At 69.6% G+C, this 13,372-nt stretch carries 10 protein-coding genes; 9 read left to right on the forward strand and 1 reads right to left on the reverse strand.

What is annotated here, in order from left to right; all coding sequences use genetic code 11:
* Positions 1–81: 81 nt before the first annotated feature.
* The 9 genes from AC56DV_RS27470 to AC56DV_RS27510 all read left to right on the forward strand — a co-directional run bounded on the left by AC56DV_RS27470 (position 82) and on the right by AC56DV_RS27510 (position 12,166).
* Positions 82–1,359 (forward strand): sensor histidine kinase, encoded by a 1,278-nt coding sequence (locus AC56DV_RS27470; RefSeq protein ID WP_496317393.1) that lies wholly within the window; start codon positions 82–84, stop codon positions 1,357–1,359.
* A complete protein-coding gene (locus AC56DV_RS27475; RefSeq protein WP_496317394.1) occupies positions 1,356–1,961 on the forward strand; it encodes a response regulator transcription factor in 606 nt (201 codons plus the stop codon). Before AC56DV_RS27470 ends, AC56DV_RS27475 begins: the two co-directional genes overlap by 4 nt.
* A 136-nt stretch (positions 1,962–2,097) precedes the next feature.
* Positions 2,098–2,496: a response regulator transcription factor gene (locus AC56DV_RS27480; protein WP_496317395.1), complete on the forward strand. Its 399-nt coding sequence runs from the start codon at positions 2,098–2,100 to the stop codon at positions 2,494–2,496.
* A 36-nt stretch (positions 2,497–2,532) separates the two neighbouring features.
* Positions 2,533–4,269: a methyl-accepting chemotaxis protein gene (locus AC56DV_RS27485; protein WP_496317396.1), complete on the forward strand. Its 1,737-nt coding sequence runs from the start codon at positions 2,533–2,535 to the stop codon at positions 4,267–4,269.
* Complete coding sequence (locus AC56DV_RS27490) at positions 4,269–6,503, forward strand: sensor histidine kinase (protein ID WP_496317397.1); 2,235 nt, start codon at positions 4,269–4,271, stop codon at positions 6,501–6,503. The genes AC56DV_RS27485 and AC56DV_RS27490 overlap by 1 nt, the downstream gene beginning before the upstream one ends.
* Positions 6,504–6,513: 10 nt before the next feature.
* Positions 6,514–7,797 (forward strand): hybrid sensor histidine kinase/response regulator, encoded by a 1,284-nt coding sequence (locus tag AC56DV_RS27495; RefSeq protein WP_496317398.1) that lies wholly within the window; start codon positions 6,514–6,516, stop codon positions 7,795–7,797.
* A 39-nt stretch (positions 7,798–7,836) separates the two neighbouring features.
* Positions 7,837–10,104: a GGDEF/EAL domain-containing response regulator gene (locus AC56DV_RS27500; RefSeq protein ID WP_496317399.1), complete on the forward strand. Its 2,268-nt coding sequence runs from the start codon at positions 7,837–7,839 to the stop codon at positions 10,102–10,104.
* Entirely contained in the window at positions 10,101–11,867 is a 1,767-nt protein-coding gene (locus AC56DV_RS27505) for a DUF885 domain-containing protein (protein ID WP_496317400.1), read from the forward strand. Before AC56DV_RS27500 ends, AC56DV_RS27505 begins: the two co-directional genes overlap by 4 nt.
* Positions 11,868–11,938: 71 nt before the next feature.
* The gene (locus tag AC56DV_RS27510; RefSeq protein WP_496317401.1) at positions 11,939–12,166 is read left to right on the forward strand and encodes a hypothetical protein; all 228 of its coding nucleotides are present in this window, start codon (positions 11,939–11,941) and stop codon (positions 12,164–12,166) included.
* On the opposite strand, the gene AC56DV_RS27515 is transcribed toward AC56DV_RS27510, so the two are convergent.
* Positions 12,163–13,263, reverse strand: coding sequence for a hypothetical protein (locus tag AC56DV_RS27515; protein ID WP_496317402.1), 1,101 nt, complete (start codon positions 13,261–13,263; stop codon positions 12,163–12,165). The genes AC56DV_RS27510 and AC56DV_RS27515 overlap by 4 nt on opposite strands.
* Positions 13,264–13,372 lie beyond the last annotated feature (109 nt).

Raw genomic sequence — 13,372 nt, forward strand, 5'->3', positions numbered from 1 at the left:
CACACTTACTTGCAATATACTGGCGTGGCCGATATCGTCTGGGCACCGCGCGTGCGGGCGATGTCGTATACGGGAGCGGGAATGGGAGCAGCAGGGCGGCGGGAACAGGCCAGGGACGAGGCGCAGCAGGGTCCTGCGCATGCGCAGGACGAACAGGCGCCCGCGCAGCCGGAGCAGGTGCGCGGCGACATCCTGGTGGTGGAGGACACGCCGGCTTCGCTGCAACTGCTGTCCAAGCTGCTGACGGACGCCGGCTACCGCGTGCGCGAGGCGCCCAACGGCGAGCTGGCGCTGTGGAGCGCGCAGGCGCAGGCGCCCGAGCTGGTGCTGCTCGACATCCGCATGCCGGGCATCGACGGCTATGAAGTGTGCAGCCGCCTGAAGAAAATGCCAGGCCTGGACGAGGTGCCGGTGATCTTCCTGTCGGCCCACAGCGACACCGACGACAAGCTGCGCGGCTTCCAGGTGGGCGGGGTCGATTTCATCTCCAAGCCCTTCCAGTTCGAGGAAGTGAACGCGCGCGTGATGGCGCACCTGAAGATCCGCCGCCTGCAGCAGCAGCTGGCGGCCCACAACGACCAGCTGCAGCGCGAATCGCGCCAGCGCCTGGCCGAAATCGCGCACATGAACCGCAACGCCAGCGCCTCGGTGTACTGCGCGGCGCTGGTGCACGAGCTGAACCAGCCGCTGGCGGCCATCATGAGCAATGCCGAGGCGGCCGAGCTGTTCCTGAAGATGGACCCGCCGGCGCTGGCCGACGTGGAGGAAATCCTGGGCGACATCCGGCGCGACGACCGCCGCGCCAGCGAGCTGATACAGCGCATGCGCGAGCTGCTGAAAAAGTCCGACCCGGTGGCGCAGCGGCTGGACCTGAACGAGGCCATGGCGCAGGTGGCGGCCCTGCTGGGCAGCGAGGCCCGCATGCGGCGCGTGCAGCTGCGCACCCAGCCTGCGCCGCTGCCGCTGATGGTGTCGGCCGACCCGGTGCAGCTGCAGCAAATCCTGATCAACCTGGTCTTGAACGGCATGGACGCGATGGGCGCGCCGCCGCAGGCCATCGGCGCGCAGGCCGCCGCGCCCGCCGGGCCGCGCGCGATCACGCTGTGCGCGCGCCGCCGCGACGCGGCCATGGCCGAGGTCCAGGTGAGCGACCACGGCTGCGGCTTCGGCGCCAACCGCGAACGGCTGTTCGAATCCTTCTTCACCACCAAGGCGCACGGCATGGGGCTGGGCCTGTCGATCGCGGCGGCCATCGTGCAGGCGCACGGCGGCCAGATCTGGGCCGACAACAACCCCGGCGGCGGCGCCACGGTCGGCTTCGCCTTGCCGCTGGCCGTCAAGGCGGGGGAGGCGGCATGAAGATCCACATCATCGACGACGACGAGCCGCTGCGCACCGCGCTGTCGCGCCTGCTGGGCGCCTGCGGCTACCGGGTCTGCGCCTATGAGTCCGGCGACGCCTTCGTGCGGGCTGAAACCGGCGACGAGGCCGGCTGCATCCTGCTGGACGTGGACATGCCCGGCCTGACCGGCCTGCAGCTGCAGGACCATTTGCGCGCGCGCAACAGCATCCTGCCGATTGTGTTTCTCACTGGAAATGGCGACATTGCCATGAGCGTGCGCGCCATCAAGGCCGGGGCGGAGGATTTCCTGTCCAAGCCCATCGGCAAAGAGCAGCTGCTGGACGCCATCGGCCGCGCCATGGTGCGCTACGAGGCGGCGGCGCTGCACAACAGCCAGCTGGCCGAACTGCGCAAGCGCGCCGCCACGCTCACCGCGCGCGAGCGCGAAGTGTTCGTGCTGGTGGTGCAGGGCATGCTGAACAAGCAGATCGCCTTCGAGCTGGGCAACACCGAACGCACGGTCAAGGCGCACCGCCACAGCCTGATGGAAAAGCTGGGCGCCGGCTCGCTGGCCGAGCTGGTGCAGATGGCCAACCGCCTGGGACTGGCCGCCGCATAGGGGCTAGGGGCGGGGCCCGGCGGGGCCGGTGGCGCCCGCCCCGGCCGCACCTACCTGTACCAAAGGACACGTTACAGCCGCGTGAAATCTCCCTACAGTCATAGCTATCGGTGCTTGCACCCTGAGGGATGGCGTCATGGAAACAGGAAAACTCGTCGTAGCGGTGGTGGAAAACGATTCCGGCATGCTCAAGGCGCTGGGACGGCTGCTGCGCGCGGCCGGCTACATGGCCCAGCTGTACGCCTCGGCCGAGCAGTATCTGCAGCGCGACGACCACAGCGACATCGCCTGCCTCATCCTGGACATCGACCTGGGCGGCCTGTCCGGCATCGAGCTGCAGCAAATGCTGGTCGGCGCCGGCAAGGCGCCGCCCATCGTGTTTGTCACCAGCCAGATCGACGGCGGCATGGAGGCGGCGGCGCTGCGGCTGGGCTGCCTGGCCTATCTGCGCAAGCCCTTCGCTTCGCAGGACCTGCTGGCCGCCCTGCAGCAGGCCGCCGCCACCGGTAACACCGATCCGCAGCCAGTCCAATAGTACGCAGTCCAAAAAAATACGACCAGGGATACCATCATGAAAAACCTCACGATCAAAGCCCGGCTGATCGCCGCGATCGCTTTTCTGACGCTGCTGCTGGCGGCCATCGGCTTCGCCGGCCTGAACAGCCTGAGCCGCACCAACGCGTCGCTGCAGACCGTCTATGACGACCGCCTGGTGGCGATGGGCATGCTGAACCAGATCGGCACCGGCCTGCTGGCCCAGCAGATCGCGCTGGGCAACGCGGTCGACGCGCAGGACGGCGCCCACAGCGCGCTGGTGGCCCAGGCGCAGCGGCGCGGCGCCGAGATCGACAAGGTGTGGGCGGCCTACATGGCCACCTACCTGACGCCGGAAGAGGAGGTGCTGGCCAAGACCTTCGCGGCCACGCATGCGGCCATGCGCGAGCAAGCCATGCAGCCGATGGCGGCGGCGCTGGCGGCCGGCGAGCGCGAGCAGGCGGCGGCCCTGCAGCACAAGAAGCTGGACCCGGCCATGGAGGCAGCCGACCATGCGCTCGAAGCGCTGGTGGCGCTGCAGCTGGCGGTGGGCAAGCAGGAATACCAGGACTCGCAGGCGCGCTACGACACCTTCCGCGCGATCTCGGTCGCCTCCATCGTGCTGGGCGTGGTGGTGGGCGCCGTGATGGGCTACTGGCTGCTGCGCGCCATCCTGACGCCGCTGCGCGGCGCCATCGAGGTGGCCGAGGCGGTGGCGGCGGGCGACCTGACGCAGCGCATCGACGTGACCTCGAACGATGAAATGGGCCAGCTGACGGCCGCGCTGAAACGCATGAACGACAGCCTGGTGACCATTGTGGCGCAGGTGCGGCAGGGCGCGGAGACCATCACTGTGGCCTCCGGCGAGATCGCCAGCGGCAATGCCGACCTGTCCTCGCGCACCGAAACCCAGGCCTCCAGCCTGGAGGAGACGGCCAGCTCGATGGAGGAACTGACCTCCACCGTGCAGCACAACACCGAAAGCGCGCGCTCGGCCGACACCCTGGCCCACGAGGCGGCGGCGGTGGCGCAGCGCGGCGGCGCGGTGGTGGCGCAGGTGGTGGCCACCATGGGCGCCATCAACCAGTCGTCCAGCAAGATCGCCGACATCATCGGCACCATCGACGGCATCGCCTTCCAGACCAATATCCTGGCGCTGAACGCGGCGGTGGAGGCGGCGCGGGCGGGCGAGCAGGGGCGCGGCTTCGCCGTGGTGGCGTCCGAGGTGCGCAACCTGGCGCAGCGCTCGGCGGCGGCGGCCAAGGAGATCAAGGAACTGATCGGCGATTCGGTGGCCCAGGTGGGCGCGGGCAGCAAGCTGGTCGACCAGGCCGGCGCCACCATGGAGGAAGTGGTGACCAGCGTGGAACGCGTGACGGGCATGATGTCGGCCATCCTGACGGCCAGCGTGGAGCAAAGCTCGGGCATCGAACAGATCAACCAGGCGGTGGCCGAGATGGACACCGTCACGCAGCAGAACGCGGCGCTGGTGGAGCAGGCTGCGGCCGCCGCCGAGTCGCTGCAGGACCAGGCGCGCGCGCTGGAGCAGGCGGTCAGCGTGTTCCGGCTGGACGCCGGCGCCGTGCGCACGGCGCCGGCGGCGGCATCGGCGCGGCCGGCGGCCAGGCCGGCTCCGCAGCCGGTGCGCGCTGCGCTGGCGCGGCCGGCGCCGCGCGCCGTGGCCAGGCCGGCGGCCAGGCCTGCGGCGCAGCCCGCGCCGCGCCACCTGAAGGCGGTGCCGGCGGCGGCCGAAGGCGACTGGGAAGAATTCTGATGCACGCGCCGGCGCGCCGCATTGCCGGGCTGCGCGCCACGGGCGAGATTTCGATCGCGCTGCTGGTCAGCGTGGCGGTGACGGCGGTGGTGACCCTGGTGCTGACGGCCTTCGCCGCCTATTTCTACCAGAGTGAAAAGGCCCAGCGCTGGGCCCAGCTGCGGGCCGACCTGGCCGCCAGCGCGGACGAACTGGCGGCGGCCGCCGCGCTGCCGGTGTGGAATTACGACGAAGCGCAAATCGTCACCATCATGAAAAGCGGCTTGAGCAACCGGGGCCTGCACGCCAGCATGGTGGCGCCGGCCGGCGTGCGGCCCTACATCCTGGTGCGCGGCGACGATGGCCGGCTGCACAGCGTGGACGCGGCCCCGCGCGGCGCCGAACTGCTGCAGGAGCGGCGCGTGATGCGCTCGGCGAGCCAGGACATCGGCAGCATCACGCTGTACGCCTCGCCGGCCCGGCTGCTGGCCGAACTGCGCAGCCGCAGCTACGCCATCGCCGGCATGATACTGGTGCTGGACCTGGCGCTGGTGGCGGGCCTGTACCTGGTGCTGTGGCACATGATGCTCAAGCCGGTGCAGGCCATCGGGCGCTATGCGGCCGACGTCAAGGCCGGCCTGAACCCGGCCGCGGCGGCGCCGCGCGCCTGGCTGTTCGGCGAACTGAAAAGCCTGCAGGCGTCCCTGCGCGAGATGATCGCGCTGCTCGAGAGCCGCTACCGCGCCATGCACGCCAGCGAGCAGCGCCTGCAGATCGCCACCCGGGCGGCCGCCATCGGCATCTGGGACTGGGACATCGGCAGCGGCGTGGTCGAATGGGACGAGCAGATGTACCGCCTGTTCGGCGTGCAGCGCGCCGCCGTGCCCGAGCCGTTGAAACTGTGGCGCGCCGCGCTGCATCCGGACGACAAGGAGCAGGCCGAGGCTGCGCTGCAGCGCACGCTGGACGGCTGCGGCCAGTTCGACCAGGTCTTCCGCATCGTCTGGCCGGACGGCTCGGTGCGCCACATCCAGGCCGACTCGATGCTGTTCCGCGACGGCGCCGGGCGGCCGTTGCGCATGGTCGGTGTCAATTACGACATCAGCGCGCACAAGGCGGCGCAGCAGGAGCTGCGCCAGCACCGCCACCACCTGGAAGAGCTGGTGGACCACCGCACGCGCGCGCTGTCGGTGGCGGTGGCGCAGGCGCAGGCGGCCAGCCAGGCCAAGAGCGTGTTCCTGGCCAATATGAGCCACGAGCTGCGCACCCCGCTCAACGCGGTGATCGGCTTTTCGCGCCTGATGGCCGATTCGCCCGGCATGCAGGCCGAGGAGAAGCGCAACCTGGGCATCATCCACCGCTCCGGCCAGCACTTGCTGACCCTGATTAACGATATCCTGGAGCTGTCCAAGATCGAGGCCGGGCGTATCGCGCTGCAAACCGAAGCGGTGCTGCTGGCCGAGATGCTGCAGGAAGTGATGGACATGGTGAGCATGCGCGCAGCGCCCGGCGTGGCGCTGCGGCTGGACAGCGGCCAACTGCCGCTGCGGGCGCAACTGGACGGCACCAAGCTGCGCCAGGTGCTGCTGAACCTGATGTCGAACGCGGTCAAGTTCACCCGCGCAGGGCGCATCACGCTGCAGGCGCAGGCCTGTTGGGTGGATGGCATGGACGCGGAAGGGACAGGCCGCTGGCAGCTCGAATTCGCCGTCAGCGACAGCGGGCCGGGCATCGCGGCGGCCGACCACGAGCGCATTTTCGAACCCTTCGTGCAGGCCGACCAGGACGGCGCGGCCGAAGGCACCGGCCTGGGGCTGGCCATCTCGCGCGAGTTCGTGCAGCTGATGGGCGGGGCGCTGACGGTGCAGTCGGCGCTGGGGCAGGGGGCGGTGTTCCGCTTTGCGGTGCCGGCCGGCGCGGTGGCCAGCGAGGCGCCTGCAACGCTGGAGGGCACGGCCGATGCGGCCGGGCGCGGCGCGGCCGGGGCCGAGGACGACGGCGGCGGCGCCGCGCCGTTGACGGCGGCGGCGCTGGCGGCGCTGCCTGCGGGCGCCGCCGAAGCGCTGCGCGAGGCGGTGCAGCAGCTGAACCTGGGCCGCGCGGCGCGGCTGCTGGAGGCGCTGCCGCCGGCGTGCGCCGGGGTTGCCGCCGCCATGGGGCGTATGCTGGCGCTGCACCAGTATCCGCAGCTGTGCGCCATGCTGGCGCCGGCCCCGGGGGAGCAGGAAAAAGTACAAGTACACCAGAACGGGTGAGGAGAGCGGCATGATGCAGCGCGCGGATCAGAACTCAAGCGGCGAAATCCTGGTGGTGGAGGACACCCCGGCCTCGCTCAAGCTGCTCAGCGAATTGCTGGGCAATGCCGGCTACCTGGTGCGCCAGGCGCCGGACGGCGAACTGGCGCTGTGGAGCGCGCAAGCCCGTCCGCCCGAGCTGATTCTGCTCGACATCCGCATGCCCGGCATCGACGGCTTCGAAGTGTGCCGCCGCCTGAAGGCCGATCCCGGCCTGAAGGACATCCCGGTGATTTTCCTGTCGGCCCAGTACGACACCGACGACAAGGTGCGCGGCTTCGGCGCCGGCGCGGTCGACTTCATCGCCAAGCCCTACCAGTCGGAGGAGGTGCTGGCGCGCACCCGCGCCCACATCCACCTGGCGCGGGCGCAGCAGGCGCTGGCCGCCAGCAATGCGCAGCTCACGCGCACGCTGGAGGAGCTGGGCACGGCGCGCGCCGAGATCGTGCGCTCGGAACGGCTGGCGGCGCTGGGCGCGCTGGTGGCCGGCGTGGCGCACGAGCTGAACACCCCGATCGGCAACGGCGTGCTGGCCGCCAGCGCCCTGGAAGAGCGCAGCCGCGCCTTTTTCGGCGCGCTGGCGCAAGGCGGCAGCGTGCGCCGCTCGGAGCTGGAGCAGTACGGCGCCGACACCGCCCACGCCACGTCCCTGCTGCTGCGCAACCTGCACAAGGCGGCCGACCTGATCGAGTGCTTCAAGCAGGTGGCGGTGGACCAGACCAGCTCCCAGCGCCGCAGCTTCGAGCTGGCCAGGCTGGTGGACGGCATGGCCAAGACGCTGGCGCCGTCGCTGCGCGCGGCCGGGGCCACGCTGCGGGTGGAGGCGGCCGGCGGGCTGGCCATGGACAGCTATCCCGGCGCGCTGTGCCAGATCCTGACCCAGCTCACCCGCAACGCGCTGCTGCACGCGTTCGGCGCGGACGGCGGCGCCATCACGATACGGATGTCGGGCGACGGGGCGGCCGAGGGTGCTGTGCAAGGCGCGGCGGTGCAGCTGGAGTTCGAGGACAATGGCGCCGGCATGCCGGCCGAGGGGCTGGCGCGCGCGTTCGAGCCGTTCAACACCGCCAGCATGGGGCGCAGCAGCGGCCTGGGGCTGCACATCGTGCACAACCTGGTGGTCAATGTGCTGGGCGGCGCCATCGAGGTGGCCAGCGCGCCTGGGCGCACCTGCTTCGCCATGCGCCTGCCGCTGCAGGCGCCGGCGTTGCCAGCCCCAGCCTCAGCCCTTGGGCGGCCGCCCATTCTATGGTAGGGTGGCGAGGGAACCAGGACCAGGAGAGGACGCAAGGCGATGCATCGGGATTTGTCGGAACAAGGCAGCAAGGGCGAAGTGCTGATCGTGGAGGATACGCCGGCTTCGCTCAAGCTGCTCAGCGACCTGCTGACGGAGGCCGGCTACTATGTGCGCCAGGCCCCCAACGGGGAGCTGGCGCTGTGGACGGTGCAGTCGCGCCCGCCCGAGCTGATCCTGCTCGACGTGCGCATGCCCGGCATCGACGGCTTCGAGGTGTGCCGCCGCCTGAAGGCGGCGCCGGCCACGGCCCATGTGCCGGTGATCTTCCTGTCGGCCCAGCACGACACCGACGACAAGGTGCGCGGCTTCGCGCTGGGCGGCGCCGATTTCATCGCCAAGCCGTTCCAGGCCGAGGAAATCCTGGCCCGCACCGACGCCCAGGTGCGCCTGGGCCGCGCCCAGCTGGCGCTGGCCGCCGAGCGCGCCTACCTGGAGCAGCGCGTGCGCGAGCGTACCGCCGAACTGGCCGAACTGGCCGCCTCGCTGGAGCGCGAGGTGGAGCGCCGCCGCGCCAACGAGGACACGCTGCGCCTGGCCGCGCGCGTGTTCGCCGCCACCCAGGACGCCATCGTCATCGCCGACGCCGGCGGCACCATCGTCGCCACCAATCCGGCCTTCACCGACATTTCCGGCTACGACAGCAGCGAGATGGTGGGGCGCCACGTGAGCACCCTGCAGACCGTGCAGCACAACACCAGCGCCTACCAGGCCATGATGGCGGCGCTGGCCGGCCATGGCCACTGGTCGGGCGAGATGCTGGCGCGGCGCAAGAACGGCGCCACCTTTCCCGGCCTGCTCAGCGTGTCCACCGTGGCCGGCGCCGACGGCGCGGTGGAGAACTACATCGTGGTGTTCATGGACATCACCGAGCGCAAGGCCGAGCAGCACATGATCGACTTCCTGTCCTACCACGACGCGCTGACCGGCCTGCCGAACCGGCTGCTGGCGCGCCAGTGCTTCGACGAGGCGCAAGCCGCCGCGCAGCGCGGCGGCCAGTGCGTGGCTGTCATGTGCCTGGACCTGGACCGCTTCAAGAGCGTGAACGACTCCTACGGCGCACCGGTGGGCGACCAGGCCTTGCAGGCGGTGGCGCGCTTCCTGCGCCGCTGCGTGCCGGACGGCGCCACCGTGTCGCGCCAGGGCGGCGACGAGTTCCAGATCATCGTGCCCGACGACGCCCAGCTGAACGCCACCGTGGCGGCCGCGCAGGCCATCCTGGCCGGACTGCGCGACGGGCTGCCGGTGGGCGTGCCGGCCGAGGGCGCGGCGCAGCCGCCGTCCGCGCCGCTGTCCACGCAGCAGCTGGGGCTAACCACCAGCATCGGCATTGCCGTGTGCCCGGCCGACGGCGGCACGCTCGACGAACTGCTGCGCAACGCCGACACCGCGCTGTGCCGCGCCAAGGAGGTGGGGCGCGACAACTATGCCTTCTTCACCGAGCGCATGGACGCCGACATCCGCGCCAAGCTGGCCATCCAGGCGCAGCTGCGCGGGGCCATCGCGCGCAACGAGTTCGAGGTGCACTACCAGCCGCAGATGTGCTTGCGCACCGGCGCCATGCTGGGCGCCGAGGCGCTGCTGCGCTGGCACAACCCGGTGCTGGGCCACGTGCCGCCCAACCGTTTCATCCCGCTGGCCGAGGAATACGGCCTGATCGCGGCCATCGGCGTGTGGGTGGTGGACACCGTGTGCGCGCAGATCGCCGCCTGGCAGGACCAGGGCCTGGGCACGCTGAAGGTGGCCGTCAACCTGGCCGGCAGCCAGTTCGCGCACGACAGCACGGTGGCCAGCGTGGAGCAGGCGCTGCGCCGCCACGGCGTGCCGCCGGCCTCGCTGGGGCTGGAGATCACCGAGGGCACGGTGATGGGCGACCCGGACAAGGCGGTGGCCGCGCTGGGCCGCCTGAAGGACATCGGCGTGGCCATTTCGCTGGACGACTTCGGCACCGGCTACTCTTCGCTGGCCTATCTGAAGCGCTTCCCGATCGACGTGCTGAAGATCGATAAGTCCTTTGTCGACGACGTCACCACCAAGGCCAGCGACGCGGCCATCGCGCTGTCGGTGATCTCGCTGGCGCACAACCTGAACATGCGCGTGATCGCCGAAGGGGTGGAAACGCGCGAGCAGGTCGAGTTCCTGGCGGCGCACGGCTGCGACGAAATGCAGGGCTATTACTTCAGCCGGCCGCTGCCGGCCAGCGCCTATACCGCGCTGCTGCGCGAAAAGCGCTTGCTCAATCTGTTACCTGAAGAAGGACGTTCATGAAAAAAACCGCTGTCTCCCTCGCCGCGGGCCTGTTCGCAGGCTTGCTGATGACGCTGCCCGCCGCGCTGCCCGCCTACGCGGCCGACGCCGGCGCCGCCTTCAAGGCGCTGTACACCGAGGAATGGCAGTGGCGCATGAGCCAGCGCCTCGAGGACGAGGAGGACGACGTCAACGGCATCCGGCCCGACCTGCCGCGCATCGACGCCGCCACGCAGCAGGCGCGCCTGGCCTACTGGCAGCGCGTGCTGGCCAAACTGGACGCGATCCCGGTGGCCGCGCTGGAACCGGCCCAGCGCATCGACTACGCGGTGTACCGCGCGCAGATCGCCGCGCTGGTCGAGAACCAGCGCTTCCGCGAATACGAAAAGCCGCTCAATTCCGATTCAGCCTTCTGGTCCAACATCGCCGGCGAGGCCGACAAGAGCTTCCGCAGCGAGGCCGAATACGCCGCCTACGTGCAGCAGCTGAACGACATGCCGCGCTACTTCGCCGAGGCCACCGCCAATATGCGCGCGGGCCTGAAGCGCGGCTTCACGCCGCCGCGCGTGACGCTGCAGGGGCGCGACAAGTCGGTGGCCGCCGTGGCCGAGGAAACCGCGCTGGAGAAGCTGGCCTTCTACCGCCCCTTCAAGGACATGCCGGCCGCCATCCCGGCGGCGCGCCAGGCCGAACTGCGCGCGGCCGCGCTGAAGGCGCTGCGCGAGTCCGTGGTGCCGGCGCACCAGCGCCTGCTGGCCTTCCTGCGCACCGAATACCTGCCGGGCGCCGCCGAGGCGCTGGCGGCCGAACGCCTGCCGGACGGCAAAGCCTATTACCAGTCCAAGATCGCCGAGTACACCACCACCGCGCTGAGCGCCGAACAGATTCACCAGACCGGCCTGGCCGAAATGGCCAAGATCCGCGCCGAGATGCTGGAGGTGATCAAGCAGGTCGGCTTCCAGGGCGGCTTGCCGGAATTCCTGCAGTTCCTGCGCACCGACCCGCGCTTCTACGCGCGCACCCCGGAGGAGCTGCTGATGCGCGCGGCCTACGTGGCCAAGCGCTTCGACGGCAAGGTGGCCAACTACTTCGGCTACCTGCCGCGCAGCCGCTTCGCCATCACGCCGGTGGCGCCGGACATCGCGCCATACTACACGTCCGGGCGCGGCGGTCCCGGCGTCTACATGGTCAACACCTACAACCTGCCGGCGCGCCCGCTGTACAGCCTGCCCGCGCTGACCCTGCACGAATCGGCGCCCGGCCACGCCTTCCAGATGCCGATCGCGCTCGAGCAGAAGGGCCGTCCCGCCTTCCGCAACGCCTATATCTCGGCCTACGGCGAGGGCTGGGCGCTGTACACCGAACGCCTGGGCGTGGAGATGGGCATCTACGAGACGCCGTATGAAATCTTCGGCATGCTGAGCTACCAGGCCTGGCGCGCCTCGCGCCTGGTGGTGGACACCGGCGTGCACGCCAAGGGCTGGAGCCGCGAGCAGGCGCAGGCCTACCTGCGCGACAACACCGCGCTGTCCGGGCACGAGATCGCCACCGAGGTGGACCGCTACATTTCCTGGCCGGGCCAGGCGCTGTCCTATTACCTGGGGCAGATGGCCATCCTGGAGGCGCGCAAGAAGGCGGAAACCGCGCTGGGACCGACATTCGACCTCCGCGCCTTCCACGACACGGTGCTCAATCTCGGTTCGGTGCCGCTGCCGGTGCTGCACGCGCGCATCGACGCTTTCATCGCGGAAGGCGGCAAGAGCCCGTACCCCAAGGAGGAATGAGCACGGTGCGGTTTGTTTTGCGGCCGCGCGCGGGGCGGACTACACTGTAGGGACTGTTTAAAGGACTCCCCATGGCGAGCAAGATCACGCACCGCGGCGTTGCCATCGTCACGCTGGACGACGGCGAGGCCGTGCAGGAACATTGCAAACCGAATTGCATTGCAATCCGGCATGATGATGCGGGCTGGTGGACCTGCTTTGTCGGCCCGGACGGCCAAGTGGACGATTACGACCAGCCATTCCCCAGCCGCGACCAGGCGGTCTGGGCCGCCAAGGCGGCGGCCGAGTACGGCATCTAGCCGCTTTGCGCGCCCTGCGGGGGCGCCGGCTCGGCTTCCAGCGCCTTGCCGATCAGGATGGCGAAGCCGACAAACATCAGGCTCAGGTTGCGCAATTCCCCCACGGCGGCAAAGACTGCAAACAGCGGCACATTGATGGCGGCCGCCAGCAGGATGTGCTGGCGCACTTCTTTCGGACTGGCGCGCCAGCCGCGGGCAAACACGGCGGCGATCAGGATCAGCGTCAGCACGAACGCCTGGCGCGGCCCCATGATGCCGTAGGTCAGCTCCATCTGCCCATAAGTCTGCGCCGACAGGTAGGCCGCCAGGTTGTCGGCGAAGTGGATTTCCACCGGGCTGCCGCCGGCATCGGCGAGCTGCAGCTTGACGGCCACGTTCACCAGCCCGGACACCAGCACCGCCGCCGCCACGATGGCGATGGCTTTTTGCCTGGGGTAGCCGGCCAGCAACAGCGGCAGCAGCGTGACGATAAAGAAAAAGAACGATTCCTTGTTCAGCGTGGCCGGCACCAGCATGGCGAAGAACCATCCGATGCGCTTGCGCGACACCAGCAGGTAGGCCAGGCAGAAGAACATCAGTTCGGCGGTGTCGTAGAAATAGCCGCCTATGGTTTGTATATAGGGAAAGGCCAGCGACAGCACGGTGGGCGCGAAAATGGCGGCCATGCGCCCCATGCCGGCGTCCAGCGCGATCCGGTGCAGCAGGAACAGGCTGCCCAGCAGCGATAAAAAGGACAGGTAATACACCACCACGTAGCGGAAGCTGAAGGCCGGCTTGGCGGCGCCGTAGGTTTTGACGTAGACCTTGCTGGGGTTGAGCTTCTCGGCCACCCGGGCCTTGATGTGCTCCGGCACCACCCGGTCGGCGGCGTTGGCGATCAAGGGCAGCAGCTGGCGGTAGACATAGGGCCGGTCGGCGGTGGCGTCCAGCATGGCTTCGAGCGAAAAGCGCGCGGTGTTGTCGCGCAAGCCCCATTTGCCGATATAGCCGGAAAAGCTGGCCGCCGCCACCATCCAGAAGAAGGTACAGTGCAGCAGCAGCGACAGCCAGCTGGACCAGGCGGCTTTCTGCCAAGCTTGATTCAGGGTCGAAATCATCGGAACTCTCGGTGGTGGGGGAGTGACCAATATTCCATGCCGCCCGGTAGCCGGACTACGAATGCGTCAACAGTGCGGCAGATTGCGGTGGCTGCGCTTGAATGCACTG

It is taken from the genome of Massilia sp. BGA-UO-ETr-WB1 (genome assembly GCF_059567845.1).